General features: G+C 73.3%; 32 protein-coding genes. 14 read left to right on the forward strand and 18 right to left on the reverse strand.

Going from position 1 to position 26627, the window contains the following annotated elements; all coding sequences use genetic code 11:
• Positions 1-31: 31 nt before the first annotated feature.
• The 4 genes from ACFPM7_RS28865 to ACFPM7_RS28880 all read left to right on the forward strand — a co-directional run bounded on the left by ACFPM7_RS28865 (position 32) and on the right by ACFPM7_RS28880 (position 2850).
• The gene (locus tag ACFPM7_RS28865; RefSeq protein WP_378250990.1) at positions 32-1162 is read left to right on the forward strand and encodes a sensor histidine kinase; all 1131 of its coding nucleotides are present in this window, start codon (positions 32-34) and stop codon (positions 1160-1162) included.
• Entirely contained in the window at positions 1159-1761 is a 603-nt protein-coding gene (locus ACFPM7_RS28870; protein ID WP_378250991.1) for a response regulator transcription factor, read from the forward strand. Before ACFPM7_RS28865 ends, ACFPM7_RS28870 begins: the two co-directional genes overlap by 4 nt.
• A gap of 70 nt (positions 1762-1831) precedes the next feature.
• Positions 1832-2548 (forward strand): GOLPH3/VPS74 family protein, encoded by a 717-nt coding sequence (locus ACFPM7_RS28875; protein ID WP_378250992.1) that lies wholly within the window; start codon positions 1832-1834, stop codon positions 2546-2548.
• 101 nt (positions 2549-2649) lie between these two features.
• Positions 2650-2850, forward strand: a complete 201-nt coding sequence (locus ACFPM7_RS28880) for a DUF8129 domain-containing protein (RefSeq protein WP_378250993.1) — start codon at positions 2650-2652, stop codon at positions 2848-2850.
• Here ACFPM7_RS28880 and ACFPM7_RS28885 read toward each other — a convergent pair.
• Together ACFPM7_RS28885 and ACFPM7_RS28890 are read right to left on the reverse strand one after the other, a co-directional pair.
• Entirely contained in the window at positions 2837-3505 is a 669-nt protein-coding gene (locus ACFPM7_RS28885) for an adenosylcobinamide amidohydrolase (RefSeq protein ID WP_378250994.1), read from the reverse strand. The two genes, ACFPM7_RS28880 and ACFPM7_RS28885, sit on opposite strands and share 14 nt — an antisense overlap.
• Positions 3506-3516: 11 nt before the next feature.
• Positions 3517-4497 carry a DUF5937 family protein gene (locus tag ACFPM7_RS28890; protein ID WP_378250995.1) on the reverse strand — a complete coding sequence of 327 codons (981 nt, stop codon included), beginning with the start codon at positions 4495-4497 and terminating at the stop codon, positions 3517-3519.
• Positions 4498-4562: 65 nt separating this feature from the next.
• Between ACFPM7_RS28890 and ACFPM7_RS28895 the strand changes: the two genes are divergently transcribed.
• Both ACFPM7_RS28895 and ACFPM7_RS28900 read left to right on the forward strand, forming a co-directional pair.
• Complete coding sequence (locus tag ACFPM7_RS28895; protein WP_378250996.1) at positions 4563-5750, forward strand: MFS transporter; 1188 nt, start codon at positions 4563-4565, stop codon at positions 5748-5750.
• A 37-nt stretch (positions 5751-5787) separates the two neighbouring features.
• Positions 5788-6777: a YdcF family protein gene (locus tag ACFPM7_RS28900; protein ID WP_378250997.1), complete on the forward strand. Its 990-nt coding sequence runs from the start codon at positions 5788-5790 to the stop codon at positions 6775-6777.
• Here the strand turns inward: ACFPM7_RS28900 and ACFPM7_RS28905 are convergent.
• The 3 genes from ACFPM7_RS28905 to ACFPM7_RS28915 all read right to left on the reverse strand — a co-directional run bounded on the left by ACFPM7_RS28905 (position 6774) and on the right by ACFPM7_RS28915 (position 10382).
• Positions 6774-7073 (reverse strand): DUF1540 domain-containing protein, encoded by a 300-nt coding sequence (locus tag ACFPM7_RS28905; protein WP_378250998.1) that lies wholly within the window; start codon positions 7071-7073, stop codon positions 6774-6776. The genes ACFPM7_RS28900 and ACFPM7_RS28905 overlap by 4 nt on opposite strands.
• Positions 7074-7219: 146 nt before the next feature.
• Positions 7220-8860, reverse strand: coding sequence for a diguanylate cyclase domain-containing protein (locus ACFPM7_RS28910; RefSeq protein WP_378250999.1), 1641 nt, complete (start codon positions 8858-8860; stop codon positions 7220-7222).
• Positions 8861-9191: 331 nt separating this feature from the next.
• Positions 9192-10382, reverse strand: coding sequence for a sigma-54-dependent transcriptional regulator family protein (locus ACFPM7_RS28915; protein ID WP_378251001.1), 1191 nt, complete (start codon positions 10380-10382; stop codon positions 9192-9194).
• 135 nt (positions 10383-10517) lie between these two features.
• Here ACFPM7_RS28915 and ACFPM7_RS28920 point away from each other — a divergent pair, with 135 nt between their 5' ends.
• The gene (locus tag ACFPM7_RS28920) at positions 10518-12347 is read left to right on the forward strand and encodes a flavin-containing monooxygenase (protein WP_378251002.1); all 1830 of its coding nucleotides are present in this window, start codon (positions 10518-10520) and stop codon (positions 12345-12347) included.
• Positions 12348-12407: 60 nt separating this feature from the next.
• On the opposite strand, the gene ACFPM7_RS28925 is transcribed toward ACFPM7_RS28920, so the two are convergent.
• From ACFPM7_RS28925 to ACFPM7_RS28955, 7 genes are all read right to left on the reverse strand, one after another.
• Positions 12408-12878 carry a hypothetical protein gene (locus tag ACFPM7_RS28925; protein WP_378251003.1) on the reverse strand — a complete coding sequence of 157 codons (471 nt, stop codon included), beginning with the start codon at positions 12876-12878 and terminating at the stop codon, positions 12408-12410.
• A 117-nt stretch (positions 12879-12995) separates the two neighbouring features.
• Positions 12996-13283, reverse strand: coding sequence for a hypothetical protein (locus ACFPM7_RS28930; protein ID WP_378251004.1), 288 nt, complete (start codon positions 13281-13283; stop codon positions 12996-12998).
• A gap of 149 nt (positions 13284-13432) precedes the next feature.
• Positions 13433-13693 carry a DJ-1/PfpI family protein gene (locus ACFPM7_RS28935; protein ID WP_378251005.1) on the reverse strand — a complete coding sequence of 87 codons (261 nt, stop codon included), beginning with the start codon at positions 13691-13693 and terminating at the stop codon, positions 13433-13435.
• Positions 13669-13902 (reverse strand): hypothetical protein, encoded by a 234-nt coding sequence (locus tag ACFPM7_RS28940; RefSeq protein WP_378251006.1) that lies wholly within the window; start codon positions 13900-13902, stop codon positions 13669-13671. Before ACFPM7_RS28940 ends, ACFPM7_RS28935 begins: the two co-directional genes overlap by 25 nt.
• Before the next feature lie 204 nt (positions 13903-14106).
• Positions 14107-15192, reverse strand: a complete 1086-nt coding sequence (locus tag ACFPM7_RS28945; RefSeq protein ID WP_378251007.1) for a sporulation protein — start codon at positions 15190-15192, stop codon at positions 14107-14109.
• A gap of 88 nt (positions 15193-15280) precedes the next feature.
• The gene (locus tag ACFPM7_RS28950) at positions 15281-16333 is read right to left on the reverse strand and encodes a hemolysin family protein (protein WP_378251008.1); all 1053 of its coding nucleotides are present in this window, start codon (positions 16331-16333) and stop codon (positions 15281-15283) included.
• Positions 16330-17718, reverse strand: a complete 1389-nt coding sequence (locus tag ACFPM7_RS28955; protein ID WP_378251009.1) for a hemolysin family protein — start codon at positions 17716-17718, stop codon at positions 16330-16332. Before ACFPM7_RS28955 ends, ACFPM7_RS28950 begins: the two co-directional genes overlap by 4 nt.
• Before the next feature lie 152 nt (positions 17719-17870).
• Here ACFPM7_RS28955 and ACFPM7_RS28960 point away from each other — a divergent pair, with 152 nt between their 5' ends.
• Entirely contained in the window at positions 17871-18269 is a 399-nt protein-coding gene (locus ACFPM7_RS28960) for a helix-turn-helix domain-containing protein (protein WP_378251010.1), read from the forward strand.
• 30 nt (positions 18270-18299) lie between these two features.
• On the opposite strand, the gene ACFPM7_RS28965 is transcribed toward ACFPM7_RS28960, so the two are convergent.
• From ACFPM7_RS28965 to ACFPM7_RS28980, 4 genes are read right to left on the reverse strand one after another with little or no spacing between them, the layout of a single operon-like run.
• Positions 18300-19349 (reverse strand): ABC transporter ATP-binding protein, encoded by a 1050-nt coding sequence (locus ACFPM7_RS28965; RefSeq protein ID WP_378251011.1) that lies wholly within the window; start codon positions 19347-19349, stop codon positions 18300-18302.
• Positions 19346-20146, reverse strand: a complete 801-nt coding sequence (gene modB, locus ACFPM7_RS28970; protein WP_378251012.1) for a molybdate ABC transporter permease subunit — start codon at positions 20144-20146, stop codon at positions 19346-19348. The genes ACFPM7_RS28965 and modB overlap by 4 nt, the downstream gene beginning before the upstream one ends.
• Positions 20143-20928, reverse strand: a complete 786-nt coding sequence (gene modA, locus ACFPM7_RS28975; protein ID WP_378251061.1) for a molybdate ABC transporter substrate-binding protein — start codon at positions 20926-20928, stop codon at positions 20143-20145. Before modA ends, modB begins: the two co-directional genes overlap by 4 nt.
• A 5-nt stretch (positions 20929-20933) precedes the next feature.
• Positions 20934-21332: a TOBE domain-containing protein gene (locus ACFPM7_RS28980; RefSeq protein WP_378251013.1), complete on the reverse strand. Its 399-nt coding sequence runs from the start codon at positions 21330-21332 to the stop codon at positions 20934-20936.
• Positions 21333-21594: 262 nt separating this feature from the next.
• Here ACFPM7_RS28980 and ACFPM7_RS28985 point away from each other — a divergent pair, with 262 nt between their 5' ends.
• The 6 genes from ACFPM7_RS28985 to ACFPM7_RS29010 all read left to right on the forward strand — a co-directional run bounded on the left by ACFPM7_RS28985 (position 21595) and on the right by ACFPM7_RS29010 (position 24756).
• Positions 21595-21867 (forward strand): hypothetical protein, encoded by a 273-nt coding sequence (locus ACFPM7_RS28985; protein ID WP_378251014.1) that lies wholly within the window; start codon positions 21595-21597, stop codon positions 21865-21867.
• 50 nt (positions 21868-21917) lie between these two features.
• On the forward strand, positions 21918-22460 hold the full coding sequence (locus ACFPM7_RS28990) for a DUF305 domain-containing protein (RefSeq protein ID WP_378251015.1): 543 nt from the start codon (positions 21918-21920) through the stop codon (positions 22458-22460).
• Positions 22461-22546: 86 nt separating this feature from the next.
• Positions 22547-23008 carry a DUF4396 domain-containing protein gene (locus tag ACFPM7_RS28995; protein ID WP_378251016.1) on the forward strand — a complete coding sequence of 154 codons (462 nt, stop codon included), beginning with the start codon at positions 22547-22549 and terminating at the stop codon, positions 23006-23008.
• A gap of 28 nt (positions 23009-23036) precedes the next feature.
• On the forward strand, positions 23037-23180 hold the full coding sequence (locus tag ACFPM7_RS29000; RefSeq protein ID WP_378251017.1) for a ribbon-helix-helix domain-containing protein: 144 nt from the start codon (positions 23037-23039) through the stop codon (positions 23178-23180).
• A 5-nt stretch (positions 23181-23185) separates the two neighbouring features.
• On the forward strand, positions 23186-23527 hold the full coding sequence (locus tag ACFPM7_RS29005) for a VOC family protein (protein ID WP_378251062.1): 342 nt from the start codon (positions 23186-23188) through the stop codon (positions 23525-23527).
• Between the two features lie 8 nt (positions 23528-23535).
• Complete coding sequence (locus tag ACFPM7_RS29010; protein ID WP_378251018.1) at positions 23536-24756, forward strand: MFS transporter; 1221 nt, start codon at positions 23536-23538, stop codon at positions 24754-24756.
• Here ACFPM7_RS29010 and ACFPM7_RS29015 read toward each other — a convergent pair.
• Positions 24753-26018 (reverse strand): NAD(P)-binding domain-containing protein, encoded by a 1266-nt coding sequence (locus tag ACFPM7_RS29015; protein WP_378251019.1) that lies wholly within the window; start codon positions 26016-26018, stop codon positions 24753-24755. The two genes, ACFPM7_RS29010 and ACFPM7_RS29015, sit on opposite strands and share 4 nt — an antisense overlap.
• A complete protein-coding gene (locus ACFPM7_RS29020) occupies positions 25996-26553 on the reverse strand; it encodes an OsmC family protein (RefSeq protein ID WP_378251020.1) in 558 nt (185 codons plus the stop codon). Before ACFPM7_RS29020 ends, ACFPM7_RS29015 begins: the two co-directional genes overlap by 23 nt.
• Positions 26554-26627: the final 74 nt, after the last annotated feature.

A 26627-nucleotide genomic window follows, 5' to 3' on the forward strand; every position in this document is an offset into this window, starting at 1 on the left:
CGCACCCGACGACCCGTGAGGACCAGCGAACGTGGCCGCCACGCTGACCGAGCGCACCGAGTCGGTGAAGAGGACCCTGCGCGGGCTCAACCTCACCGTGCTGATCCCGCCGATGGCGGCGGTCGGCGTGTTCTTGATCGTCGTGGACGCCGAAACCTGGTGGGAGGCCGTTGTCCTGGCCGCGGGCTCGGCGGCGGGGCTGCTGGTCATCGAGCGCTGGACGGCCGACGAGGACGCCCGCGTCACCGTCGCCTGCCTGATCGTCTCCGCGGGCGTGTGGGTGTTCGGCGCGCTGGCCTCCGACAGCCACTCGGCCTTCTTCGGCATCTCCATCGTCGGGCCCATCGCCGTGCCGCGGCTGGCCCGCCGCCGCCTGCTCGCCGCCCTCGCGCTGGTGGGCTTCGTCAGCGGCGTGGGGGCGCTGCGGCTGCTGCTGCCGCGCGCCGAGCTGCCCGGGGACGTGATCACCTACCTGGTGGTGCCCACGATCGTCCTGGTCATGGCGACCGGGCTCATGTTCGCCAACCAGCTGTTCTACAACCTGATCGGTGAGCTGGAGGAGGCCCGCGAGCGCGAGGCCGACCTGGCCGTCTACCGCGAGCGCGTCCGCTTCGCGAGCGACCTGCACGACATCCAGGGCCACACGCTGCACGTGGTCAAGCTGAAGACCGCCCTGGCCGAGAAGCTGGTGCACGCCGACGCCGAACGCGCGCGAGCCGAGCTGCGGGAGATCCACGAGCTGGTCACCCAGACCATCACCCAGACGAAGGAACTCGCCTACGCGCAGCGCAGGCTGAACCTGGCCGCGGAGGTCGAGAACGCCAAGAACCTGTTCGAGGCCGCGGGTATCGCGGTGCGGGTCGAGCGCGACGGCGAAGTGGACGTCCACACCGGCGAGATGCTCGGCCAGGTCCTGCGGGAGACCACCACGAACATCCTGCGCCACGCGCAGGCGGGCCACGTGCGGATCAGCCTGTCCGGCGGCGGCATCGCCATCACCAACGACGGCGCCGCCGACCGGCCGCCCGAGCTGCGCGGCCTGGCGACCCTCAAGCACCGAGTGGCCGAAGACGGCGGCGTGCTTACGGTGAAGCAGGAGGACGGGCACTTCACGACGGCGGCCGAGTTCCCGCGCCGCGGCGACCGAAAGGACGGACCATGACGACGGTCGTGCTCGCCGACGACGAAGCCCTCCTCCGCAAGGCGCTGGCGTCTCTGCTCCCGATGGAGGGGGAGATCACCGTGCTGGCCGAGGCGCAGGACGGTGACGCCGCCGTCGCCGCCGTGGCGCGGCACCGGCCCGACGTGCTCGTCATCGACCTGGAGATGCCCGGCACCGACGGGCTCGGCGCGGTGGCCGAGATCCGCAGGCAGCGCCCCGAGCAGGTGGTCCTCATGCTGACCAGGCACGCCAAGCCGGGCGTCCTGCGCAAGGCGCTGAAGCTGGGCGTGCAGGGGTTCGTGAGCAAGTCGGCCGAGCCCGCGCACATCACGGCCGTGATCAAGGCGCTGCACGAGGGCAGGCGGTGGATCGACCCGGACGTGTCCGCCCGGGCCGTGGTGGACGACTGCCCGCTCACCGACCGCGAGATCGACGTCCTGCGGGCCACCCGCGACGGCTACTCGGTGGCCGACATCGCCGTCCAGCTGCACCTCGCTGCGGGCACCGTCCGCAACTACCTGTCCAACGCCATGCAGAAGACCCAGACACGCACCCGCCACGAGGCCGCGCGCTACGCGCGCGAGCACGACTGGCTCTAACCGAAAGACGACCATGGGAACCGATGCAGTGAGGAGCAGTGCCGTGGAGGCTCACGCGGTGGGGAGCGGCGTGGCGGGACGTGCGCAGGCGGGAAGCGACGGGATGCGGGCGGAGACGCTGATCGTGGAGGACCTGCTCCTGCTGCTCCTCGACGACGAGACCGGCACCCCCGCGGCGGCGGGCACCCTCTACTACACCCTCGGCGGCGCCGTGCTGGTCGAGCTGGCGTTGTCGGGCAGAGTGGAAGCCGAGGGCGGATCGAGGCTCAGTGGTCCGGAGGTGCGGGTGGCCGGGGACGGCCCGCTGTCCGACCCGCTGCTGCAGGCCGCCTACGACCGGATCGCCGAGAAGCCGCGACGGGTCCAACCGCTCATCCTCGACATCGGCAGCGGGCTGTGGGAGCAGCTGGTCGAGCGGCTCGTGGAGCGGGGGTTGATCCGGCGGGAGAAGAAGCGCGTCCTCGGGCTGTTCAAGGTGACCCAGCTGCCCGCCGACGACACCGGGCACGAGGCCGAGGTGCGCCGGGGCGTCAAGGCGGTGCTGGAGGAGGGCGCGGAGCCCGACGCCCGCACGGCGGCGCTGATCGGTCTGCTGTCGGGCAGCGGCGCGCTGCCGATGTTGCGGCCACCGCTGGCGTGGTCCGGTGCGGTCCATCGGCGGGCGAAGGAGTTGGAGGAGGGCAGTTGGGGCGCCTCGGCGGTCGGCACCGCCGTGACCCGCACGGCCGCCGCGATCGCCGCGTCGAGCGCCGCCGTCGCCGTGTCCGTCGCCACGACGGTTACCTGAGGAGCCACCCGACGGGGCCGCCCGAGGGACGGCCGGGATCATCCGGGTGTCTGTGCCGAGAGACGCGTTTGGCGGGGGAACCGGCTGGGTACCAGGCAACCGTGACTGATGAGGGGAACCCGCTCGAACCAGGTTATGACCACCTGCCGATCGGCATCCTGGAGTACCGGTTGCGCAGATTGGACGCCGCCCGGCTGCGGGAGGTGCGGGACTACGAAGCCCGGCACGCCGCCCGCGAGCCCGTTCTGTCGTTGATCGACACCCGCTTGGCGGCGCTGGAAGGTGACGTCATCCCCGCCTGAGCCAGTCCCGCGTCCCCGCCGCGACCGCCGAGTGCACCGCGCGGGCCAGTGGCGCGCCCCAGCGCGAGCGGGGGCCGCCGTAGGACTGCGGGGCGGAGTCCGGGAGCGGGACCGGGCAGCACACGGCGACGGCGTCGGTGGCCGTCCCGGTGGCCTGGATCCCGCTGTCGTTCAGCGCCTGCACTTTGGCCTCCGTCGCGGTGATCACGAGGTTTACCAGGGCCGCGTCGCACATCGGCGCGGGGACCCAGCACACCAGGTTGATCGTCCCTGCCGCCGGGGCGGGCGCGTCGGGGGCGGCGGCCAGGGTGGGGTGCGAGATCCCGACCGTCGCCGCGCACCAGGCGCCGCCGTCGCGGCCCACCTGGTAGCGGTCCACCGCGGCGGCGGTCATCAGCCCGACACCGGTGCCGGGCACGAGCCCGGCCCCGGTCGCGATCTCGGCCAGGTGCGGAACGGGATCGCGGTCATAGTCCACGTCGACTTCGGCGTTGAGGACCCACCGCCGCGCGCCCGCGCCACCGCCCCAGGCCGCCGACGACACCACCCGCACGTCGCGGTCCCACTGCCACAGCAGCATCGGCCTGCGCACACCGCCCTCGACGCGGAAGCGCACGTCGGGAAGGCCGGGGGTGGCTAACTCCGCGCTGATCACGAGCGCCAACCCTAGGCAGACGCCACGACGGCGTCCCCGAGCGGGGTGCGGTGGTAGAGCACGGAACGGCCGCTGCGGTGCCGGTCGGCCATGCCCGCCTCGCGCAGGACGGACAGGTGGTCGCCGACCGCGCCGGGGGACATGCCCAGCGCGCGGGCCAGCTGGGTGGTGCTCGACGGGGTCTCCAGCTCGACCAGCAGGCGGGCCCTGGACCGGCCGATGAGGGCGTCCAGGGCGCCGGGACTGGCCGCGGGGGGCTCCCAGAGGCCCGCGACACCGCGGGCGGAGTAGACCATCGCCTTGGGCCACGGCGGGTCCACGAACGCGGCGACGTTCGGCCACACGAACACCGACGGGACCAGCAGCAGCCCCGCCCCGTCGAGGGCCACGGCGGCGCGGCGGCGGGAGTCGAGGCGGATCTCGATCGCCCCGGCGCGCCAGCGGGTGCGCCGGTCGAGCCCGTCGATCGCGGCCGCCCAGCCCGCCCGGCCGAGCAGGCCGGCCCGGTGCACCACGTCGCGCTCGCAGATCACCCGCAGCCGCGGCCAGTCCTCGGCCAGCAGCGAGCGCCACGCCACCTCCAGCACCCCGGCGAGCCGGGGGACCACGTCTCGGGCGCGCAGGACGGCCAGCGCGCGCGGGTCCGCGCAGGGGCGGTTGGCCAGGCTCTCGGCGATCTCGGCGCGGGCCTGGCGCAGCGGGGTGGCGCGCACGGCCGCCAGGTCGTCGCCGATGGTCTGGGCGAGCCCGAGGGGCGGCGGCGTGATGAAGCCCGCGCCGTGGTGGCGGGAGAACAGCGCCAGCACGGCGTCGAGCTCGGTCTCGGCGCGCAGCCGGGTGAACTCCGGGCGCAGGCGGTCGAGCCAGCCTGCGGGCAGGCCCGCGCGGTCCAGTCCCGTCAGCTTGCGCAGCAGGCCGCCCAGCTCGAACAGCGGGGAGAGGGCGAAGCGGCTCGCGGCGATGTCGTCGGCGGTCGCCAGGAAGCGCAGCACCGCCCGACCTTACGCCCAGGAGCGAATCTCTGGGCGCCCGTCCGCCACCGCGCCACGCTGGCGCGGTGACCCCACGCGCGACTTTCGGCCACGTGCTGACCCGTCCGGTGTTCCGGGAGCTGTTCTTCACCAGGTCTCTGGCGATCTCCGCCGACGTGCTGCGCACCGTCGCCCTGTCGACGGCGATCTTCACCAGCACCGGCTCGGCGTGGCTGGCCGCGCTCGCGTTCGGGCTGGCGTTCGTGCCGCAGGCCTTCACCGGCGTGCTGCTCGGCCCGCTCGCCGACCGGGTCCGCCCGCGCCTGATGATCGCCGCGGGCTACGCGGCCACCGGCGCGGCGACCGGCGTGCTCGGCCTGGTCGCGGCGCCGACCTGGGCGGCGCTGGCCGTGGTGACCGCCATCGGCTGCTTCGCGCCGGCCTTCAACGGAACGACCGGGCGGCTGATGGCCGATGTCCTCGACGGCGACGCCTACGTGCTCGGCCGCTCGCTGATGTCGATGGCGATGTCCTTCGCCCAGGTCGCGGGCCTGGCCTTCGGCGGGCTCGTGGTGGCCGCCGCCGGCTCGGCGAACGCGCTGCTGATCAGCGCGGGCTGCCTGCTCGCCGCCGCGGCCGCGGTCTGGTTCCTCATGCCGGAGGTGCCTGTCGCGGGCGAGACCGGGTCGGTGGTGCGGCAGGGGATCGCCGGGGCGCGGGAACTGCTGGGGGAGCGCAGGACCAGGGCGCTGCTGTGGGCGCAGTGGCTGCCACCCGCGTTCGCCGTCGGCGCGGAGAGCCTGGTCCTGCCCTACGCGCTCGGCGGCGGGCTCTCGCCGGGCACCGCCGGGATCATGATCGCCTGCGTGCCGGTCGGCATGATCGTCGGCGAGGTGGCCGTCGGCCGGCTGATGACCCCCGCGCGGCGCGAGCGCTCCGTCGCGCCGCTGGTGGCGCTGCTCGGGGTGCCGCTGCTCGGGTTCGCCGTCGACCTGCCGGTGGTCGTGGCGTGTCTGCTGCTGGCGGCCAGCGGCGCCGGGTTCGCCTACACCCTCGGCCTGGCGGCGGCCTTCCGCGACGCGGTGCCCGAGCGGCGGCGCGGCCAGGCGTTCGCGCTGCTGTCGGCCGGACTCATGACGGCGCAGGGCATCGGGCCGGTGGTGTGGGGCGGGCTCGCCGAGGTGGCGACCGCCGGGACCGCCATCGCCGCGGCGGGCCTGATGGCGCTGCTGAGCGCGATCGCGGTCCACCGCGGTCCCCTTCGGACACCGTGAACAGGCGGAACCGGCATGATCCCCGTACGGTCTTCTGGTGTTGTATGGAGTGCTCGCGGTCATCCCCGCCGTGCTGTTCGTGTTCGGGTTCAAGCGGGACCCGCGGAGCGTGCGCAACGCGGTCTGGCTCGGCCTGCTGCTGGTGCTGCTCGGGCTGTGGGCGATCGCGACGGCCAGCGGGCCGATCGCCGACGTCATCGGCTTCGCGGTCCTGGCCGTGGTGCTGGGCGTGGGCCTCGTGCTGCCGCTGGTCCTGATCGGCAACGGCGTGGTGATGGTGCGCCGCGAAGGCAGGCGCCTGGCCAATCTGCTGTCGCTGCTGGCCGGGGTGGCGATCATCGCCGTGGACGCGGTCTTCCTGCTCGCGCTGCGCGGCGGGCTCGACTGGGTGGTGGCCGTCGCGGGCGCGGTGGTGATCCTGTCGGCATACGCCGGGTTCATCCTCGTCAGCCTGCTGGTCTACGCCTTCGTGTACGGACGGCTTGGCCGCGTGGGCGGCTACGAGGCGGTGATCGTGTGCGGGGCCGGTCTGGTCAAGGGGGCCGTGTCCCCGCTGCTGGCGGGCAGGCTGGACCGGGCGGCGGCGGTGTTCCGGGGGGAGGGGGAGTCGCCGCTGCTGGTGGTCTCCGGCGGCCAGGGACCGGACGAGCCGCGCTCGGAGGCCGAGGCGATGCGCGAGTACCTGGTGGAGGCCGGCGTCCCCGACGCGGCGATCGCCGTGGAGGACAAGGCCCGCACGACCGAGGAGAACCTGCGCCTGGGCACCGAGGTGGCCCGCGAGCAGGGGCGAGCGGGCCGGGCCATGGCGGTGACCAGCAACTACCACGCGCTGCGGACGGCGGTCCTGGCCCGGGACCTCGGACTGCCCATCGACGTCGTCGGCTCCCGGACCGCGCTGTACTTTCTGCCCAGCGCCTTCCTACGCGAGGTCGTGGCGATCATCGTCCGCCGCTGGCGGGCGCACGCCATCGCGTGCGCCGCGCTGCTCGCCGCCTACGGCCTGCTGCTGTACTGGGCGGCGTCCTAGTCGGGCTGGTAGGTCAGGCAGTTTGCGGCGTGGTCACCCTCACCGGGGCCGATCCGCACCCCGGAGGCGTGGCACTCCAGGTCGGAGTTGAACGCGCAGTCCGCGCGCGAGCAGGCGCCCACCTGGGCGACGACCTTCGGCAGCCCGCCCTTGGCCTGCAGCGGCACGAACGTCCCGCAGTCGGCCGAGCCGTTGATCCCGCTGACGGTGATCGCGTACGCGTGGCAGCCGTCGTGGTTGTACGAACACTTCGTGACCGTGCATTCATTCACCGCGGGCATTTCCATCATCGTCATGACGCGCTCCTTGTGGGTCGATTTCCCTATCGCGGAATCGACCCTCGCATTGGGTGCGCAAGCCCGCAACCTGGGGATAAGCCATGCCTAACCTAGTTTAGGTAAGGCATGGCTAATTGCGTGGAGAATGGTGACGGGTGAATTCGTCAGCCCATCGGGTACACGCGGCCGACCCAGGTCTCGGCTTCCTCGGCGGTCGCGTACTCGGGCAGATAAGGACCTGCCCCGACGACGACGCCGAGGTCGAAGAGCGCGCGGGCGTGCTCCTGCGAGCCGATGCCGCGGGCCCCGACGGCGATGCCCAGCTCCGCGGCCCGCTCCACGATGTGGCGGATGTGGCGCTGGGCGGGCGCGTCGCCGGCGGTGCTCGCGGCGGCTACCAGGGGGCCGGTGAGCATGACGCCGGGCGCGGGCACGCCCAGCGCGGGGATCAGCTCCAGCTCGGACATCCCGGTGACGTGCATGATGAACACGACGCCGAGGCGGGCCAGGTGGCTGATCGACTCGATCAGGTCGCCGCGGGCGTCCACCAGGGATGGTCCGTCCGCGCACAGCATGAGGTGCCTGGGCTCCAGGCCGTGGCGGTCCAGCTCGGTGCGGACGATGCCGACGAGATCGCCGTCGATGGCCATCCGGCGCGGCAGGGTCAGGCAGACCATCGGCGCGTCGTCGCCGAAGCGCGCCCGCCAGTCCGCCCCGGTGCGCAGCGCCTCGGCCAGCAGGTGCCTGCCGAGCGCCACCGTCATCCCGGTCGTCTCGGCCAGCGGGGAGAACTCCTCGGAGCGCAGTTCGCCGAGCTCGGGGTGCCGCCAGCGCAGCGAGACGCTGATGGAGGTGACGATCTGGGCGTCGGGGAGCACCACGTGCGGCTGGTAGGCGACGCCGATCTCGCCCGCGTGCAGGGCCCCCGCGATGCCGCAGGCCAGCCGGTAGCGGTCGCGGTCGGACTTGCTGGTCTCCGGGTTGAACAGCACCCACTGCGCCTTGCCGAGTTCCTTGGCCCGGTGCAGGGCGACCTCGCCGGAGCGCATCAGCTCGGCGTGCCCGGTCGTCCGCGCGTCGGCGACGGCGATCCCGACGCTGGCGCTGACCCCGACCCCGATCCCGCCGACCGGGACGGGCCGCGCCAGGTCGGCGATGGCCTGCTCGGCGAGCGCGGTGACGTACGGCGTGCCGAACTCGCCCTCCAGCGCCACGGCGAACCCGTCGCCGAAGAGCCGCGCCACGAACGCGTCGTGCGCGGAGAACGTCTCCCGCAGCGTGTCGGCGACCCCGCGCAGCACCTCGTCGGCGTCCTCGGCGCCGAGGCCGTCGCTGACCACCTTGAACCCGTCGACGTCCAGCACCAGCACCGCGATCCGGCCCGACCGGCGGTTGGCGACGATCGACTCCAGTTTGGACCGGAAGTGCGCGCTGTTGGGCAGCCCGGTCATCGGGTCGTGCAGCGCCTGGTGCTGGAAGGTGGTCCGCAGCTCCTGCAGCTCGTGGACGTCCTCGACCATGAACGTGGTGCCGCGCTCCCCGCCGGGCGCGGTGGTGAGCCGAGCGGCCCTGCGCGCCGCGCCCAGCTCCAGGTTCTCCACGGTCACCGCCTTGCCGACGGCACCCCGCAGCGCCCGCTGGTCCCGGTCGCGCGCGCCGAGCGCGGCGACGTGCCTGCCGACCGCGTCAACGCCATCGAGCATCCGCCCGAACGCCGGGTTGGCGGCGACGACCAACCCGTCGCCGTCGACCAGCAGCACTCCGATCGGCAACAGTTCCGACCACTCCGGGAACCCCTCGGTCACCGCGGCCCCGCTCGATGGCGGCAGGGGACAGCGGTCCTTCGCGGTGCCGTGAAGGGTGTGGGAGTGGGTTGAGGTCTCACCCCGTGGGTCGGTCGGCGGGGGAGGTCGGAGGCACCGTCCGATGCTAGAGGGGCGGGCGGTGGTGACAGCTCCCCCGATCGTGTGACAGTTGCGGGGAAAACGGGGTAGCGGTCGGCACCGACGTTCGCGGTGCGTGCGCGGTCAGCTGCGGCCGACCTCCGGTCACCAGCGTTGGGCGAGCCAGGGGTGGGCGCGAAACCAGCTCGCCCGAGCGGGGTGACGTCGGGAGCGGGACGGCATGGCGGACCTGTCAGTCCGAGATGGTCAGGTCGACGCCCGGTCCGATCCGGTAGGGCCCGGTGGCCACCAGCGCGCCGACGACCCGGCGCAGCCTGCTGATCTCCGCGCGCACCGTCACCTGGTGGTCGTCGTCCCCGTACAGCCGCCCGCTCAGCTCGGCCGCCGTCAGGCCCGCCGATCCGGCCCGGTGCAGGGCGCGCAGCACCTCGGCGTGCCGGGGTGAGAGGCCGGTGCGCCACCCGCGCTCGCCGGAGTCGACCGACAGCACGGCGGCGCCTGCCTCGGTCGAGAGCACCGCGCGCACCGGGCCGCGCCCGCCCGCGGGCCGGATCAGCCAGCCGCCGGGCACTCGCTCCGCCTCGCACAGGCCGATGCCCGCCACCGCGACCGGGCGGCCGGCGACCGGGGCGGCGACGCGCTCGCGCGCCGCGACACCGCTGTGGTGGGCGACCCAGCCGTCGTCGTCCACCACCAGCAGCGGACCGGAGCCCACCAGGTGCTCGGTGCCCGCGCGCAGGCGGTCCAGCCGGTGTCGGTGGTGGAACCACAGCCGGGACTCGGCCAGCCGCGTCGCCGTCTGGATCAGCGCGCCGATCGCCGGGTGCAGGGTCATGGCCGGGCCGCTGACGTCGACCACGCCGAGCAGCGCGCCCGTGCGCGGGTCGTGCACCGGGGCCGCCGTGCAGTACCAGGGGTGCTGGCCCAGCTCGAAGTGCTCGGCGGCGAAGAGCTGCACCGGGGCCCGCTCGGCCAGCGCGGTGCCGATGGCGTTGGTGCCGACGTGGTCCTCGGTCCATGTCGCGCCCTCGGCGAACCCGAGGGAGTCCGCGCGCAGCAGCACCCCGGCCGCGCCCTCGCGCCAGAGGATGACCCCGTCGGCGTCGGTGACGACGCTGATGAAGTGCGAGGCGTCCGCGACGCTGCTCAGCACCGCGCGCAGCTCGTCGACCACCAGGGCCAGCGGTGAGCCCGCGCGGCGGCGCTCCAGCTCGTCGCGGGGCACACCGTCGCGGCCGTTGGGCTTGCCGGGGTCGAGGCCGAAACCGAGCACGCGCGACCAGGACCGCGTCACCAGGGCGCGCACGTCGGACGGGGGAGTGCCGCCGCTCATCACCGCGTCGTGCGCGCGGTGCAGCACCTTCGAGTGCCGCGCGAGATCGGTGCCCGGCAGCACCGCCGCGGCGCCGTCAGCCCTCTTCACCCGCAGCCTCCTGCCGCCCCAGCCAGCATAGGCGGCGCGTCGTGACCCGCGCCACAAGCAACATCGTGCAACGGTTGTCGCCCGTTCGGGGCGGGAGGTTCACTCCGCTGAACGGAAACGTGTGGGAGGGCAACGATGACCGGAACCCTGGAACGTCCGACTGGCGCGGCGACGGCGTCGGCCCGCGCCGACGCCTGGCTCGCGGCCTTCTCCGAGGCCGTGGCCGCGGGCGGGGTGGAAAGCGCCGCCGCGCTCTTCGCCGCCGAGAGCTACTGGCGCGACCTGATCGCCTTCTCCTGGAACCTGACCACGGTCGAGCACCCCGACGGCGTGCGCGACCTGCTCGGCGACACCCTGGCCCGCACCCGCCCCGAGGCGTTCCAGCGCGAGGGCGACGCCGAGGAAGCCGACGGGGTGGTCACCGCGTGGTTCGGCTTCGAGACCGCCGTCGGCCGTGGCCGCGGTCTGCTGCGGCTGGTCTCGGAGGACGGCGAGGACCGCGCCTGGACCTTCCTGACCACCCTGTACGAGCTGAAGGGCCACGAGGAGCCGTGCGGCGGGCGCAGGCCGAGGGGCGTGGTCCACGGCGCGAGCAAGGAGCGCACCACCTGGGCGGAGCGGCGCGCGCGGGAGGCCGAGGCGCTCGGCGTCGCCGAGCAGCCCTACGTGCTGGTCATCGGCGGCGGGCAGGGCGGCATCGCGCTGGGGGCCCGGCTGCGCCAGCTCGGCGTGCCCGCGCTCGTGGTCGACAAGCACGCCCGCCCCGGCGACCAGTGGCGCAAGCGCTACAAGTCGCTCTGCCTGCACGACCCGGTCTGGTACGACCACCTGCCCTATCTGAAGTTCCCCGACAACTGGCCGGTGTTCGCCCCGAAGGACAAGATCGGCGACTGGCTGGAGTCCTACGTCGCGGTGATGGAGGTCCCGTACTGGTCCTCGACCGTCGCGAACTCCGCCACCTACTCCGCCGAAGCGGGGGAGTGGACCGTCGAGGTCGAGCGCGAGGGCACCCCGTTGACCCTGCGCCCCCGGCACGTCGTGCTGGCGACCGGGATGTCCGGCAAGCCGAACATCCCGGACATCCCCGGCGCCGACGTCTTCCGCGGCGACGTCCACCACTCCTCGGCCCACCCCGGCCCCGACACCTACGCGGGCAAGCGGGCGGTGGTCATCGGCAGCAACAACTCCGCCTTCGACATCTGCGGCGCGCTGTGGGAGAACGACGCCGACGTCACCATGGTGCAGCGCTCATCGACCCACATCGTGCGCAGCGACAGCCTGATGGAGATCGGCCTCGGCGCGCTGTACTCGGAGGAAGCGGTGGCCGCGGGCATGACCACCGAGAAGGCGGACCTGGTCTTCGCCTCGCTGCCGTACCGGATCATGCACCAGTTCCAGATCCCGCTGTACGAGCGGATGGCCGAGCGCGACAAGGACTTCTACGACCGCCTGGAGCGCGCGGGCTTCCGGCTCGACTGGGGCGACGACGGCTCCGGCCTGTTCATGAAGTACCTGCGCCGCGGCTCGGGCTACTACATCGACGTCGGCGCCGCCGGGCTGGTGGCCGACGGCGAGGTGAAGCTCGCCCACGGCCAGGTCGTGCGCCTCACCGAAGACGCCGTGGTGCTCGCCGACGGCACCGAGCTGCCCGCCGACCTGGTCGTCTTCGCCACCGGCTACGGCTCGATGAACGGCTGGGCGGCCGACCTGATCAGCCAGGAGGTCGCCGACCGGGTCGGCAAGGTGTGGGGCCTGGGCTCGGACACCACCAAGGACCCCGGCCCGTGGGAGGGCGAGCAGCGCAACATGTGGAAGCCCACCCGCCAGGAGGCGCTGTGGTTCCACGGCGGCAACCTGCACCAGTCCCGGCACTACTCGCTCTACCTGGCGCTGCAACTGAAAGCGCGCTACGAGGGCATCGAGACGCCGGTGTACCGCCTGCAGGAGGTTCACCACACCTCCTGACCCGCCGAAGCCCGGGTGGCGGTGCGCTCACCCGGGCCCGGCGGTGATCAGACGCGGTGATCAGGGTGTGGTGGTGAAGGCGAACTCCTGGTCGCCCTCGCCCTTCACGCAGCTGATCGCGGCGGTCTCGCCGTCGTCGGTGGTGCACGACCAGCCGTTGGAGACATCGACGTTGCCGAGGGAGCCTTCGGCCTTCTTGTCCGGCGGCAGGTTCAGGTATTCGTCGATGACGGTGAACGCCTCGGTGCAGCCGACCCGGCCCCCGGCCGTCGGCTGGGCGATGAGGTGGTGCGTGGAGCTGGGGTTGACCTTGATCTCGCCGCAGTCCACCGGCTCGACACCGCCACCGCTCTCGGTGGTGGTGGTGGTGGTCGCCGCGGCGCTGGTTGTCGCGCTGGTGGTCACCGCGGTTGTGGGGGGCGGACCGGTGGTCGTGGTCGGGCTCTGCGCTGCCGGGGTCTGCCCGCACGCGGCGAGGAGCGCGCACGCGGCGGCCACCGGGATCAGCACAAGGGAGCGTCGGCCCTGCACGGTTCCTCCTTCTTCGGTTCGTCCTACACATGGTGAGACGCGTGGCGACGACGGAGGTTGTCTGCCGGTTGTATCCGGTGGGAAAGAAACCGGGCGACACGAGGGTCGCCGGACCGTCTACACCGGAACGCTGTGGTGGCGCCGATCGGCGGGTCGCGGGACGAAGGGCCGCGGGGGACCCGGCAGGACGACACCGTGCTCGGCGGCCCAGTCGGCGAACGCGTCGGCGAGCCGAGGCAGCTCCCGCAGCTCGCCGACGCGGTTGCCGCGCCGCATGTTGGCCCAGATCGCGCCGAACTCGGCCGGGTCCGGGCCTGCGGAATCGGTGTGCAGGTGGTAGTGGGCGTACGCGGCGGCTTGCCTGCGGTCGCTCAGCCAGTCGGGGTCCGGGGTCGCGGCGGGCATGCGTGCTCCGATCACCAGCGGTCGTGTCCCGACGACGATAGGAACGGCCGGGCTGCCGCGTCCATGGTCGCACCGCACACCGCTCGGCGCGCGCCATGTCGGCCAGGGCCACCCGGTCCGGTATTCCGCCGACCACTTCGGACACCCGCTCAGCTCCGCCAGACGGTGCCGCCCCGCTCGTACTCAAGGACGTTCTCCGCGGGCTGGGCCGCCTGGGCGCCGACGAAGCGCTCGACCAGCCACAGCGCCACCTCCAGGCCCGAGGTGATACCCGCACCGGTGATGAGGTCGCCGTCGTCCACCACACGGGCGTCGATGACGGTCGTGCCCCGCGCGGCGAGGTCGGCCTTCGCGCCGCTGTGCGTGGTGGCGTTGCGCCCGCGGGTCAGCCTGGCGGCGGACAGCACCATCGTCCCGTGCAGATGCCGACCGGCGGCGCGTCCGCGGCGGCCAGGCGGCGCAGGAAGGCCGCGCCGACCAGCGTCGTGCGGATCGCGCCGCCGGTCGTCCTGCCCGCCAGGCCCAGCACCTCCACCGGCAGGACCTGCACCCGCAGCGGGCTTGCCGCCGATGCCGCTCCCGCCGCTGGGGACGCGGTGCCCACCGTCGCTGCGGCCACACCGGCGGACAGAGCGGACGCGCGCAAGAAAGTTCCTGCGTTCCACGGATACTTCCCGGGACAGGTGTCCCCCAGAAGGTCGACGGCCGCGGCCCCGGGGTTCCCGCCGTCGCGGTGGACGACGCCCGCTGACAGCGCGAGACCCGCCCCGATCCACCAGTGGCGGCGGATGGAGGCGGGTCTCACTGTCCAGCGGGGTGTCGGCTACTCCTCGCCGCCGTCGTCGCCGCCCTCGTCGCCACCGTCGAACGAGTCGCTGATCATGTCACCGATGATCATGCCGCCGATGGCGCCCGCCGCCGCACCGGCGACGATGCCGCCCATGCCGGGACCGCGCCGCTGGCCGTGGTGCTGGTCGTAGTGGCCGTGCTGGGCGTAACCGGGCTGGCCGTAGCCCTGCTGCCCGTAACCGGGCTGCCCGTATCCCTGCTGGCCGTATCCCTGCTGGCCGCCGAAAGCCGGGTTCGCGGGCTGGCCGCCGAAGGCGGGGTTCATCCCGCCGCCGAAGGCCGCGTTGCCGCCGCGGTCGGCGACCTGGGCCAGCCAGCCGTCGATCATCGGGGCCCAGTCGGTGCGCTCGGACTCCGCGTGCGCCACCTGGAAGCGGCCGAACGCGTCGCCGCCGGACTGCAGGAAGCCGCGTCGGCGGTCGGCCTCCAACACCACCCACACCTCCTCGGGCGTGGTGACGAAGGTCAGCTCGACCTGCGAGATCCGGCCCTGGTACTGGCCGGGCGGGAAGAACTCGATCTCCTGGAACAGGTTCAGCCGCTGCGGCACCCCGTGGATGCGGCCCACCTCGACGTCCGCGGAGCGGAAGCTGAACCCGAGCTGCCCGAACGCGTCGAGCACGCTGTTCTGCGAGGGCAGCGGGACGATCATCAGCGGATCGAGGTCGCCCTTGTCGGGGGCGCCGGAGATGACCAGCTCGGTGCGCACGCCGACAGTCATGCCGGGCAGCGGCGAGTTGCCGACCGCGGTGATCGGGGTCTCCCACGGCAGCGGCAGCTGGAACGGGATGTCGAGGCGCTGGTTGGCCGCGACCCGCACCCCCTGCTGCACGACGACCCGGTGGAACTCGGCGACGCCGTGCGCCTCGCCGCCGCCGTGCTCCAGCTCGGCGCGGGTCACCAGGGAGAGCACGATCTGGTCGATGGCCGCGTCGTTGCTGCCGCCCTGGATGCTGACGCGCCCGGTGACGACCTGGCCGGGCATCGCCGTCGGCGAGTCGAGCACGGTGTCGACGGTGGGCCCGCCGACACCGAAGGCGGAGAGCATGCGCTTGAACACGGAGAGTCCTCTCAGTGGGGTAGGGGTGAGCCCTGGCCCGCTGGGCGCGGGCCAGGGGGTGGGTGGGGTCAGGTCGGGCCGAGCGGGGTCAGACGCGGACCGCCGGGGTGTCGGTCTCGTCGTCGAACTCGCCGATCAGCTCTTCGAGCAGGTCCTCCAGGGCGGCGAGGCCGATGACGTCGCCCGCCTCGTCGGTGACCAGCGCCAGCTGCGAGCGGTGGGCGCGCATCGTGGTGACCGCGGTGTGCACGGTCTCGGTCGCCGGGAGCATGAGCACCTCGGACTTCAGGACGCGGGCCGGGGTCGCGGTGTCGCCCGCGGCGACCGACCGCATGGCGTCGCGGATGTGGATCAGCCCGGTCACCCGGTTCGCGGCGTCGACCACGGGGAAGCGGGAGCGGCCGCAGCGGTGGCTGTTCTCCTCCACCTCGCGGGCGGTGCACGACTCCTCCACCGTGATCATCTCCGCGCGCGGCACCATGACCTGCTCGATCGTGGTGTTCTGCAGCGCGAGCATGCGGGTCAGCAGCCGCTGCTGGCCCTCGGGGAGGGTGCCGTGCTCACCGGACTGGCGCACGAGCATGCGCAGGTCGTCGGCGCCGTAGCCCTGCGAGAGGGCGTCGACCGGATTGACCTTGACCGCGCGCAGCATCGCGTTGGCGATCTGGTTGAGCCAGCTCAGCAGCCAGCGCACGGCGGTGGTGAACCAGCGGAACGGCAGCGCCAGCATGCGCGCCGAGGTCTCCGGGTGCGCGATCGCCCAGGACTTCGGGGCCATCTCGCCGACGACCATGTGCAGGAAGACCACGACCACGAGGCTGATGGTGAACGCGATGCCGTAGCTCAGGCCGGTGGGCAGGCCCATCGCCAGGAACAGCGGGTCGGTCAGCTCGGCGACGGCGGGCTTGGCCAGCGCGCCGAGGCCCAGGGTGCACAGCGTGATGCCCAGCTGCGCGCCCGCCAGCATGACCGACAGCTCGTCGATGCCCGCGATGGCCGCGCGCGCGGCGCGGCTGCCGCGGGCGGCGTCGTCCTCGAGGCGGTAGCGCTTGGCCGCGGTGAGCGCGAACTCCGCGGCGACGAAGAACGCGTTGGCCACCAGCAGCAGCAACGAGATGATCAGTGCCCAGCCGATGCTCATCGGGACACCTCCACACCGTGGGCGCGCGCCTCGGCCACCGTCTCATCCATTGTGGACAGCCGGACGGCGTTCGGCACGTGCCGCTGGACCTCGGTGACCTCGACCACCGCGTAGCGGACGCGGTCGGGCAGCTCGTCGTCGCCGTCCTCGGCGGTGCGCGGCAGCGCGACCCGGACGACGTCGCCGACCTGGGCGGTCCGGCCCAGCTCGTGCAGCACGAGGCCGGACACCGTCTCGTACATGTCGTGCTCGGACAGGGGCACGCCGGTGGCGTCGGCGATCTCATCGATGCGCATGCGCGCGGGCACCGTCCAGACGCCTTCCTCGGCGCGTTCGATCTCCGGCCGGATGGCGTCGTCCTCGTCGTGGATCTCGCCGACCAGCTCCTCGGCCAGGTCCTCCAGCGAGATGACGCCCGCGAACCCGCCGAACTCGTCCAGCACGCAGGCCATCTGCCTGCGCTCGGCGCGCAGCCGCTCCAGCACCGCGGGCAGCGGCAGCGACTCGGGCACCAGCACCGCGGTCCCGGCGATCTGCCGCACCGGCGTGCTCTCCCGGTCCCGCGGCTCGACGGCCAGCACCTCGGCCAGGCCGACGACCCCGACGAGGTCGTCCACATCGGAACCGATCACCGGGAAGCGCGAGTGCCCGGTGTCGATCATGCGCACCACCTCGGCGGCGGGCTGGTCGGCGCTGATGGTGTGCACCGAGACGCGCGGGGTCATGGCCTGGCCCGCGGTCAGCGCCCGGAAGTCGATGCCCCGGTCGAGCAGCTGCGAGAGCTCGGGGTCGAGCTGGCCGCCCGCCTCGGAGTCGTCGATGATGCGCTGCAGGTCCTCGGGCGTGACGCCCTGCGGCAGCTCCTCCACCGGCTCGATGCCGACGGCGCGCAGCAGCTTGTTGGCCGCGGCGTCGAAGAACTTGATGAGCGGTCCGGCGATCTTGAGGTAGATCAGCGTGGAGCGGCTCAGCGCACGGGCCAGGCGCTCGGGCTCGGCGATGGCGAAGTTCTTGGGGAACAGCTCGCCGAGCACCATCTGCACGAAGGTGGCGAAGGACAGCGCGATCACGATCGCGATGGACAGCGACACCGCCTGGGGCACGCCGACCAGGCCCAGTACCTCGGCAAGGCCCTCGCCGAGCAGCGGCTCGGCGACGTAGCCGACCAGCAGCGCCGTCACGGTGATGCCGAACTGCGCGCCGGAGAGCATGAACGACAGGCGCTCTGTCACCTTGTACGCGCGCTCGGCGGCTTTGTCGCCGTTCTCCGCGTGTTGGCGCAACCGGCCTCTGTCGACGGCCAGGTAGGCGAACTCCTGCGCCACGAAGTAGCCCGTTGCCACGGTGAGCAGGGTGATGGCCAACAGGCCCAAGACGATCAGCACGACGATGTCACCCCCGCCCCCAGGCAGGGCACGCGCCCTTTGCGATGCCGGGCCGAACCCGGCTGGCTACTACACGCCTCAGCGTCGCCGAACTGCATAATTCCGACAGTATCACGCACGACTGTATGGTTGCGGGGACGAGGGAGGTGATCGTGCCCGACCAGCTCATGCGCATCGGCCAGCTCGCGACCGACGCAGGGGTCACCACCAGGACGGTTGACCACTACACCCGCCTGGGCCTGCTGATGCCCGCCGACCGCAGTGGCGGCGGCTACCGCCTCTACAAACCCTCCGACGTCGACCGCATCGCCCTGATCCGCGAGCTGGAGGCGCACGGCGTGTCGCTGGACGACATCGCCGCCGCGCTCACCGCCCCCGGGACCGGCCTGCCCGAGGCCCTCAACCGTCTCACCGACGACCTGCACGCCCTGCAGGCCGCCGCCGACTCCGCGGCGCCCGAAGCGCACGGTCTGCTGACCGCGATCTCGGCCAGGGTCCACAGCCTGGTCAACCTGGCCCTGCACATCCCGCCTGACCTGTTCCTGCCTTAGCACGCGTCCAGTGAACTCCTGTCGCGCCGATCACGCGCGGTATGGACGGACCTCGGTCGCCTTGACGGCGGCCCACAGCGCCTGGCCGGGCGCGATGCGCAGGTCGGCGACGGTGGCCGGAGTCACGTCGGCCAGCACGGGCGGTCGGCCGTCGAGGCGGACCCGCACGCTGTGGGCGTGCTGCTCGATGCCCGCGACGGTGACCGGCCAGACGTTGCGCGGGCTCCCGGACGGCCGGTCGATGTGGAGGCTGACGGCGCTGGGCGGGAACGCCAGGTGCACGGCGCCGTCGGCGGGGGCGGCGGTGACCAGCGCGGAGCCGTCGGCGAGGGTGGCCGTGGTCCCCTCGGCGCGCGCCCGGTAGAGGTTCAGGCCGACGAGGTCGGCGACGTAGGCCGTGCGCGGCCGGCGTGCGACGTCGGCCGGGGTGCCCTCCTGGGCGACGCGGCCGTCCTCGATGACCACGATCCGGTCGGCCAGGACCATCGCGTCCAGCGGGTCGTGGGTGACCAGCAGCGTGTGGCCGCCGAAGGCGCGCAGGTGCCGGTGCAGCTCGGCGCGCACGTGCACCCGGGTGCCCGCGTCGAGGGCGGCCAGCGGCTCGTCCAGCAGCAGCAGGCGCGGGTCCGAGGCCAGCGCGCGGGCCAGCGCGACGCGCTGCGCCTGCCCGCCGGACAGGGCGCGCGGGCGGCTCCCGGCGAGGTCGGCGAGGCCGACGCGCTCCAGCCACGCACCCGCGCGGGCGCGTGCCTCGGCCTTGGGCGCGCCGCGGGCGCGCAGTCCGAAGGCGACGTTGTCCAGCGCGCTCAGGTGCGCGAACAGCAGGTAGTCCTGGAACACCACGCCGATGGGCCGGTGCTCGGGCGCGACGAACACCCCGGGCGGCTCGTCCCAGGTGTCCCCGCCGACGCGCAGGTGGCCCCCGGTGAGCGGGACCAGCCCGGCGAGGGCGCGCAGGGCGGTGGTCTTGCCCGCGCCGTTGGGCCCGAGCAGGGCAACCACCTCGCCGGGCTCGACGCGCAGGGCGGCGTCGAGCCGGAACCGGCCCCGGTCCACGACCAGGTCGCCCTCCACGGTCATCGGGTGATCCAGCGCTCGCGCAGTCCCACCAGGACGCCGACGGACACCAGCAGCAGCACCACGCTGAGCACGACCGCCGCGTCCGGGTCGGTCTCCAGGGCCAGGTACACCGCCAGCGGCATGGTGGTCGTCGTGCCGGGGAAGTTCCCGGCGAAGGTGATGGTGGCGCCGAACTCGCCGAGCGCGCGCGCCCAGCACAGCACCGTGCCCGCGACCACGCCCGGCATGATCGATGGCAGCGTCACGCTGCGGAAGGTGCGCCACCGCGACGCGCCGAGGGTGGCCGCGGCCTCCTCGAAGCGCGGGTCGGCCCCGCGCAGCGCGCCCTCGACGGCGATGACGAGGAACGGCATCGCCACGAACGCCTCGGCCACCACGACCCCGGCGGTGGTGAACGGCAGCGAGATCCCGAACCACTCGTCCAGGTGCTGGCCGATGAGCCCGCGCCTGCCGAGCACGAACAGCAGCGCGACCCCGCCGACCACCGGCGGCAGCACCAGCGGCACGGTGACCAGCGCGCGCAGCACGCCGCGCCCGCGCAGCCCGGAGCGGGCCAGCACCCAGGCCAGCGGCACGCCGAGGACGAGGCAGATCAGCGTGGCCAGCGTCGCGCTGAGCAGCGACAGGCGCAGCGCCTCGCCGACCGCGGGGCTCGCCAGCTGCTGGGGCAGCGTCGACCACGGCGCGCGCACGAGCAGCCCGACCAGCGGGACCAGCAGGAAGGCCAGGCCGAGCGCGGCGGGCAGCACGAGGACGGCGGGCAGCCGCCCGCGCACCGCCCGCGCGCGGGCCCTCACGGGGCGGTGAACCCGGCGTCGGTGAGTGCCGCGCGGCCCTTCTCCGACAGGACGTAGGCGATGAAGGCGTCCGCGCCCGCGGGGTTCGGGGCGTCGGCCAGCGCCGCGATGGGGTAGTCGTTGATCGCCTGCTCGGCCTCGGGGAAGGCGATGCCCTCGACGTCGGCGCCCGCGGCTTTGACGTCGGTCTCGTAGACCAGGGCGGCGTCGACCTCGCCGAGGCGGACCTTGGTGAGGGCGGCCTTGACGTCCTGTTCGAGGGTGTCGGGCTTCGGGGTGACCCCGGCGGCGTCGAAGGCCTTCGTCGCCGCCGCGCCGCAGGGGACCTGCTCGGCGCAGAGGGCGATCGCCTTGGCGTCGTCGGCGAAGTCGGCCAGGCCGGTGATCCCGGCGGGGTTGCCCGTGGGGACGGCGATCTGGAGCTTGTTGCGGACGAACACCGTCGGCGCGGCGGTGATGCTCCCGGCGTCGGTGGCGACCTGCATCGTGGCGGGGGAGGCGGCGGCGAAGACGTCGACCGGCGCGCCCTGGGTGATCTGCTGGGCCAGGGCGGAGCTGCCCGCGAAGTTGAAGGTGACCGTCGTGCCGGGGTTGGCGGCCTCGAACTCCTCGCCCAGCGCGGTGAAGGTCTCGGTGAGGGAGGCGGCGGCGAAGACGGTGACCGCGCCGCTGACGGTGGCTGCGCCGTCGGGCGGCGGGCCTGCCTGGGGCGGGGTGTCCGGTGTGGAGCCGCACGCCGCGAGCGCCAGCGCGGTGAGCAGGACGAGGGATGGACGACGCATGCTTCTCATGCCTCCGGGATGCCGACGACGACGTGCGTGGACTTGATCGACGCGACAGCCACGGTCCCGACGTCGAGCCCGAGTTCCTCGGCGGACTCCCGGCTCATCAGCGACACGATCCGGAACGGCCCGGCCTGCAGCTCGACCTGCGCCATGACCCCGTCCTTCACCACCCGCGTCACGATCCCCCGCATGCGGTTGCGCGCCGAGACCGCCACCGACGCGCCGGACTCCGGCGCGTCCGCCATCCGCTGCGCGAACGCCGCCAGCTCCCGCCCGTCGACCCCCTTGCGCCCGTTCTCCAACACCACCTGGTTGAGCCGCCCCTGGTCGATCCACCGGCGCACGGTGTCGTCGCTGACCCCGAGCAGGGCGGCGGCGTCGCTGATCCGCAAACTCGTCACGTGGTCGACTCTAGTGCCGTGGATGCGGTTCTGGAAGGTGAGCTGATCCGCAGATGTCCCGAGTCCGGGGAGTGCGGGCGGCTGCTGTTAGGTTCAGGGCGTGCGAGGTGGAGCCGGAACGCTGGCGCGGTGGGCACTGCTGTGCGCCGTGGCGTTCGGCGTGCTCGGCATGCACCACGTCGCCGGACTTCCCGGCGGGCACCACGGCCACTCTCCGGGCCACTCTCCGAGCCATTCTTCAGGCCATTCTCCGGGCCATTCGGTGGGCCTCTCGCTTGATCGTCCGGCGTCGCCGATCGATGCCGCCTCGTCGGGAGACCCCGTCCCGCATGGCGGGCAGGAGCTGTGGGCGCACCTGTGCCTGGCCGTCCTCGCCGCCGGCGTGGGGCTCGCGCTCCTGCTGGTCCTGCTGCACCGCCGGGGCGGCGGTCCGCTCGCCCCGAAGGCGTGGTCGGGCGCTGGGCCGCCGCGATCCCGCGCACCCCCGCCGCCGACCTCGGTCCGGCTGGCGATGCTCTGCGTCCTGCGGCAGTAGGCGGGCCCGCGCGCCCAGCCTGTCCGCAGAACTCCAGAAGGAACGAAACCATGACCAGCAAGACCCTGGTCAGGTCGGCGCTCGCCGTCCTGGCCGTCGCGGTGCTGTCCGCGTGCGGGGACTCCCCGGCCGAGGTGCCGCACAACGAGGCGGACATCGCCTTCGCCCGACAGATGGTCCCGCACCATGCCCAGGCCGTGGAGATGGCCGACCTGGTGCCGGGCCGCACGAGCACCCCGGCGGTGATCGCCATCGCCGAGCGCGTCAAAGCCGCCCAGGCGCCGGAGATCGCCACGATGACCGGCTGGCTGACCGCCTGGGGCGCCGCACCCGACGCACACGCCGACCACGGCGCGGACATGCCCGGGATGATGGCCGACACCGACATGGCCGCTTTGCGGTCGGCCACGGGGGAGGACTTCGACCAGCGGTGGCTGGCGATGATGGTCGTCCACCACCAGGGCGCCATCGAGATGGCGGAGCGGGAGCTGGCCGAGGGCGTGAACCCCGACGCCAAGCTGCTCGCCCAGCAGATCATCGACGCCCAGCGCGCGGAGATCCGCGAGATGCAGACCTTGCTGCCGCAGGGCTGACACCGGGCGCGGGCCCGCCCGGGTGGCCCCGGGCGGGCCTTGCGTAAATACCCTGTGGGGGTATCCTCGGCTGTCGAGGAGGCGCCATGGACCGCGACGACCACAGCGCGAACCGGACAAGCTGGCGGATGGCGGCGCAAGCCACCCTGCACTGCCTGACCGGCTGCGCGATCGGCGAAGTGCTCGGCATGGTGATCGGGACCGCGCTGGGGATGTCCACCGTCGCCACGGTCGTGCTGGCCATCGCGCTGGCGTTCGTCTTCGGCTACGCGCTGACCATGCGCGGCGTGCTGCGCGCGGGGGTTGGCCTGAAGGCGGCGTTCAAGGTCGCCCTGGCGGCCGACACGGTCTCGATCGCGGTGATGGAACTGCTCGACAACGGCATCATGCTCGCGGTCCCCGGCGCGATGGACGCGGGCCTGGCCAGCCCCCTGTTCTGGGGCGCCTTGGCCGGAGCCCTCGCCGGCGCTTTCGTCCTCACCGTGCCCGTCAACCGCTGGCTGATCTCCCGCGGCAAGGGGCACGCGGTGATGCACCAGTACCACTGAGCCGAACTAGTTTGCTAGCATCCTAGGTGTGTCCGACAAGCAGCAGTTCAACGTCTACCTGCCCGCCGATCTGGTGCGCAGGGTCAAGCACGCCTCCATCGACTCCGGGGAGTCGCTGTCGGCGTTCGTGCAGAAGGCGCTGGAGGCGTACCTGGGGGAGGAGCCGTCGTGAAGGTGATGCCGATCCGCTACACCGCCGATGTCGAGGCAGCGGTGCGGTTCTACCGGGCGCTCGGGTTGGAGTTGGGTGACAGCTCCCGGCCGGGCACCTGGGTGGAGCTGCCCGCCGCCGCCGGGATGCTCGCCGTGCACGCCGCCGATCCCGACAACCCCGCCGGTCTCTGTCAGATGGCGTTCGAGGCCGACGAGCCGTTGGAGGACATAGCCGCCAGGCTGCGGGAGGCCGGGTTCGAGCCGGGGCCGGTGGTGGACGAGGGGCATGGCCGTTCATTGCGCGTGCGCGATCCCGACGGTGTGTGGGTGTTCGTGAACCGCAACGACCGCGAGCTGTACACCTAGGACTCGCGGTGACGACTCGCACGGGTTCGCTCGGGCTCGCCGTCGGGATCGTGGTGGTGGAGTTCGCCGCGGCGGTCACGACGTTCGTCGCGGCGGCGCTGCTGCCGGTCATCACCGCCGACCTCGACGCGCGTGCCGATCTCGCCGTGCTGGTGGCCTCCTCGGCGCTGGGGACGTTCACCGCGCTGCCCGCGGCGCGGCGGATCGTGGCGGCGATCGGGGGGCGGTGGGCGTTGGCGATCGGGGTCGGGGGCTATGTCGGCGGCTTGGGGGTCGCCGCGTCGGCGGGGGCGGCATGGGTGTTCGGGGTCGGGCAGTTCACGGCGGGGTTCGCGGGTGGGCTGCTGGCGGTGTTCGGGATCAGCTCGGCGATCCGGCTGCTGGACGAGGCCGCCAGGGTCAAGGTCGTCGCCGCGTCCTCGGCGATGTGGATCCTGCCCGCGCTCGTCGTCCCCGCGGCCGCGCTCGGCGCGGAGCGGCTCGTCGGGTGGCGGTGGGCGCTGCTGCTGCCCGTTCCGCTGGTCGTCGTCGGCAGGGTGCTGATGTCGCGTGCCGCGCGGGCCGCGGCCGAGGCCGAACCCCACCCGGTCGGGCTGGCCCCGCTGATGCCGGTCGGCGTCGCGGGGATGCTGCTGGCACCCGGCTGGTGGGCGCTGCCCTGCGCCGCCGTCGCGGTGGTCGGCGTGGCCGCGGTGATGCCGAGAGGCACGCTCACCCTGGCGCGCGGCGCGCCCGCCTCGCTGGCCGCCATGACGCTGTTCGCGGTCGGCTACGTCGGCGCCGACAGCCTCATCACCGTGCTGCTCACCGAGAACTACGGCGCCAGCCTCGGCCAAGCGGCCCTCGTCCTCTCCGCCGCGCCGCTGGGCTGGGGGCTGACCAGTCTCGCCGCCCCCGCCCTCGTCCGCCGCCACGGGCCGCGCCGGTACGCCGTCGGCGGGCTCGCCGTCGCCGCCGCGGGCGTCGCGGTCGTGGCGGTGTCGCAGGCCGTTCCCGTCGCCCTCGTCGCCTGGGCCGCCACCGGGGTCGGGATCGGCCTGGCCTACCCGGGCCTGTACCTGCGGGCCACCACCGGCGGCGGGGCGACGGCGCTGGCGACCGCGGTGATCACCGCGGAGGCGTTCGGCGGCCTGCTCGGCCGGACGTGGGGCGGGCTGGGCCCGCTCCCGGTCGTCTACGCCGCCTTCGCCGTCGCCCTGGCGGCGGCTGCCGCGGCGGCCTCGCGCTAGCCCGCGAGGTAGCCCGCGAGATGATCAATGACGTCGCGGGCGTCGTCCTCGATGCCGTGCAGGAACGTGGACTTGCGACGCCGCAGCACCGGCAGGCCGAGCGCGTACAGACCCGGACTGTCGACAACGCCCCCGTCGTGGAGCAGGCGGCCCTTGCCGTCGACCACCGGCACGTCGAGCCACGAGTAGTCCGGCCGGAAGCCTGTCGCCCAGACGACCGTGCGGATCTCCCCGCCGCGCAGGTCCACGCGCAGCCGGGTCGACGCGGGCACCGCGGTCGGGTCGAACCGCTCGGACGGTGTGACGTCGCTGTCGACGCCGGACACCCGCGCCCACTCGTCGAAGGTGCCCAGGAGTCGGTCCATCTTGAGGTCGGCGAGCGCGACCACGTTGCGCAGACCACCGGAGAACAGCGCTTCCCCGTCGCGCACCGCCGCCGCGCGGCCGACCACCTCGACGCCCAGCGCGGTGAGGGCGTTGAGGTCCAGGGTCCCCCGGTCGGGGGTGCCGACGAGCTGCGGCGAGGCCAGCCGCCGCGCCCTGGTGAGGTCGGGGACCTCGTCGTAGCGCTGGTCCCACACTCCGGAGGCGTCCATCCACCAGAGCACATCACGCCCCCGGTAGAGCCGGGGCAGCCGCACGTGCTCCCCGGTGGACAGCGTGACCTGCCTGCCGGAGCGCTGGATCTCCGCGGCCAGCTGCACGCCCGTCGCCGACGCGCCGACCACCAGCACGCCGCCGTCGGGCAGCTGTCCGGGGCCGCGGTAGTCGAATGGCGTCACCTGCGTGACCGAATCCGGCAGTCCGGCGGCGATCGCGGGAACCGACGGGCGGTTGCAGGCGCCGCTGGCCAGCACGACGGTGCGGCAGGCGAACTCGCCCCGGTCGGTCGTGACCCGGTAGCCGTCGTCCGCGCGGCGCACGGAGGTGACCGCCGTGCCCGTGCGGACGGGTGCGGCGGTCGCGGCGGCGAAGCCGTCGATGAACCCGGCCACCTCGCCCGCGCTCATGTAGCCGTCGGGGTCCGGGCCGCCGTAGTGGTGGCCCGGCAGCCCGCTCTGCCAGTTGGGCGTGAGCAGCCGCAGCGAGTCCCAGCGCTCGGTGCGCCAGGAGTTCGCCACCTCGCCGCGTTCGAGCACGACGTGGTCGATCGCCCGCGCGCTGAGGAAGTGGCTGGCGGCCAGGCCCGCGTGGCCCGCCCCGATGACGACGGTCGTGGTGCGGTCTATGGCTCGGCCCTCAGACGACCTCGACGGAGACATCGGTCGGGTTGGTGAGCGCGTCGAAGACGGCGGACCGCTTCTGCGACTGCGCCACCAGCGCCTCGATGTCCTCGCGGGAGGCGTCGGCGTCGACCTTGAACGACACCGTGATGGCGTTGTAGCCGTTGCGCACGTCGCTGTCGGCGCCGAGGATGCCGCGGATGTCGTGGGCGCCGGCGATGGTCGCCTCGACCGAGCGCAGCTGGATGCCGCGGTTCTGGGCGACGGAGGCCACGCCCGCGGTCAGGCAGCTGCCCAGGCCGACGAGCAGGTACTCGATCGGGGTGATGCCGTTGTCCTCGGCGGCGAACACCTCGGGGTGGTCGGCGGTGAAGGCCGACTCGGCCTTGTGGTTCTGCTCGGCGCCCAGGCCCGCGAAGTCCTTGACGGTCGTGGTGGTGTGCACGCCCTTCTCCCACCGGGTGGTGGCGCGCCAGGTGAACTGCGCGGCCTCCGGGGCGCCCTTGAGGGCTTCCCGCGCGTCCAGCAGCGCCTGGACGTTGACGCCGTTGTCGACACCTTCGGTGGTGGTCATCCCGGTCCTCTCGCAGGCTCCGTTTGGGGTAGTCCCGTTGACCCTACCGCTCAGTGGAACGACTTCCCATAATT

It is taken from the genome of Actinokineospora guangxiensis, from assembly GCF_042657845.1.
GTDB classification, from domain to species: Bacteria; Actinomycetota; Actinomycetes; order Mycobacteriales; family Pseudonocardiaceae; genus Actinokineospora; species Actinokineospora guangxiensis.